This window comes from Megasphaera sp. DJF_B143, assembly GCF_900320625.1.
GTDB lineage: Bacteria > Bacillota > Negativicutes > Veillonellales > Megasphaeraceae > Megasphaera > Megasphaera hexanoica.
Window position 1 is genome coordinate 1 of the sequence record NZ_ONTA01000272.1, and the last position, 2210, is coordinate 2210.

The 2210-nt window shown below is 45.3% G+C and carries 4 protein-coding genes; 1 reads left to right on the plus strand and 3 read right to left on the minus strand.

All coding sequences use genetic code 11. The features are described from left to right. A partial coding sequence (locus DBO31_RS07950) for an HNH endonuclease (RefSeq protein WP_150824878.1) occupies window positions 1-670 on the plus strand: 670 nt, incomplete at its 5' end. 298 nt (window positions 671-968) lie between these two features. On the opposite strand, the gene DBO31_RS07955 is transcribed toward DBO31_RS07950, so the two are convergent. From DBO31_RS07955 to DBO31_RS07965, 3 genes are all read right to left on the minus strand, one after another. Beyond that, window positions 969-1223, minus strand: a complete 255-nt coding sequence (locus DBO31_RS07955) for a hypothetical protein (RefSeq protein ID WP_059075787.1) — start codon at window positions 1221-1223, stop codon at window positions 969-971. 16 nt (window positions 1224-1239) lie between these two features. Beyond that, window positions 1240-1860 carry a sigma-70 family RNA polymerase sigma factor gene (locus tag DBO31_RS07960; RefSeq protein WP_150824879.1) on the minus strand — a complete coding sequence of 207 codons (621 nt, stop codon included), beginning with the start codon at window positions 1858-1860 and terminating at the stop codon, window positions 1240-1242. Between the two features lie 92 nt (window positions 1861-1952). Beyond that, window positions 1953-2210, minus strand: a 258-nt coding sequence (locus tag DBO31_RS07965) for a DUF2922 domain-containing protein (RefSeq protein WP_234995439.1), incomplete at its 5' end; no start/stop codon positions are given.

The following is a 2210-nucleotide window of genomic DNA, read 5'->3' on the forward strand; positions in this document are numbered from 1 at the left end:
AAATCCTCTCATCGAAAAATCAGCATCAATTCTAAACCGCAGTGCTAATGCAATGGCTATGAAAATGTGCAATCTAGCCAGATTTGATAAAAATTTACGAAAGCGTAATGTTGAAGGATTGTCACACGGCAGCAAAATGGATCAATATGTATGGGAGACGTATTCACAAAACTATGAAAAATTAAATGAAGTTTATGAAAGGCTGAAAAAGAAATTATTGTATGATAAAAACGATGATTATAGTTTCCCCGAAGGACAGAATATTATACAGGAAAGTTCAATCCGCTATGGACAGAACTTTTTCCGTAATGCCGTCCTGAGTGCCTATGAAAATCGCTGCTGTATCACCGGAATTTCTATCCCTGCATTTTTAATTGCCAGTCACATAAAACCCTGGAAAGATAGCGAAAATAAAACGGAAAAAGCTAATCCTCATAATGGTCTTTGTCTCAATGCACTGCATGATAGAGCTTTTGACCAAGGGTATATTACTATCAGTACCGATTACAAAATCATTGTTTCAGATGTATTAAAGCGAAAAAACAATTTAGATGATACGACACGCGACTGGATTTGTTCCTTTGATAAAAAGCAAATTACCCTGCCCCATCGGACACTTCCTGATTCTAAATTTTTGCAATATCACAACGATGTGATTTTCAAGCGGTAATCCCAATTTTCATTGTATTTTATCGCATAAAACAATCATATTATTCCTCACTTGTCAAGTTTTTTCACGAAAATGGCCCAAATCTTAATTTTCGTCTAATCTAGACATTTTCCATTGTAGTTTTTGATACGTTTGTATCAATGAATGCTATATATAAGCGAATATACATAAAAGCACTGCCCAGTAAAGGCAGTGCTTTTATGGTGTTACATTTTTAGGTTTTTCCTTTCTTTTCTTAAAAAAAGATTTTTGCTGATTGTCCGGGGAAATTGGATTTTTTTGCCGGACAGGGTAACGGTCAGGCTCCTTTTTCTTCTTCACCTTCTTCCAGCCAGGTGCACGGTTCCAGTGGGGTGTCCGGCTTGATATAGATGTCGGGACGGTGGCATGCTTCGACGCCTTTTGCCCGGAGTCCCCGTTTCGTATTTACGAAATAAAAGGTCCCATCGGGATAGTTCGTATCTAAGATGCATTCGGCATAAAATTTCAACTGCACTTTTTTATCCAGATGCTTCCACAGGGGATGGGTGAGTTCAATCAGAGATTGTATCATCGGTTTCTCCTCCTTTCTACGTAGGCTGTATATCATACGGCGTCAGCCAGTCTCGTAATTTCTGGATGGCTTTGCCGTAGATTTTGGAGATGTATTGATGGGTCACGCCGAAATGGGCGCCCAGTTCACGGACGGTCTTGTTTTCGTAGATCCGGCCGGTGACAATCTGCCGTTCTCTCGGTGGCAGGTTCTGCAAGGCTTTCTGCAGGATCTGATTCCGTTCGGTCTCGATAGCTGCTTCAGCCGGGCCGGGCGCATCATCAGCCATCGCATCTGGCAGGTCGGTCCATTGGCCGCCGCTGTCGATGCTCTGGCCATAATGACGGCGGTCGTAGGCCATGCGTGCCGTTTCGTTGCGCACGTACCGATGGATTTCCTTTTTTAGGAAATAGTGAAGCTGCTGCAGGCTGGGGAAAGGGGTGCCATCCCACCGGCAGACAGCTTCATGAAGTCCGCGCAGAGCGGCCTGCCTGGCTTCGGAGAGGTCCGTATAATACGATACATACCGGCAGCTGACCGCGCCCATGAGCGGCCCGTACTGCTCTGCCAGCTGGGAAAAGGCCGCCGTGTCACCGTCCTTGGCGCGGGATAATACGTCTAAAGTCCATTTCCATTGTACCTTATTTTCATTTGTCATTCTACAAAAAACTCTCTCCTTTCACCGGCAAAAAACAGGGCGGTAACACAATACAGACACATCTATTGTGTTACCGTCCCTTATGCTTGCGCTTATTCCAGGGTTTCTACCTGGCGGGTGACGACCTGGGAGCTCTTGAGCGCCATCAGGTCCCCATTGGCAGTAGCAAATATCTTGCCGTCGATGACGGCTTTGACTGCGTTTTCTACGGCCTCTTTATCAAGGCCCGGTTTCGGGTTGCGGATGCTGTACGATACGGTCTTGCCTTTCGGGTCGATCAGTACCAGACTAAGCGTCCGCGTTTCTTTTTTAGCCATTTCTTTCTCCTTTCCGCCGGCCGCACGGCTGGC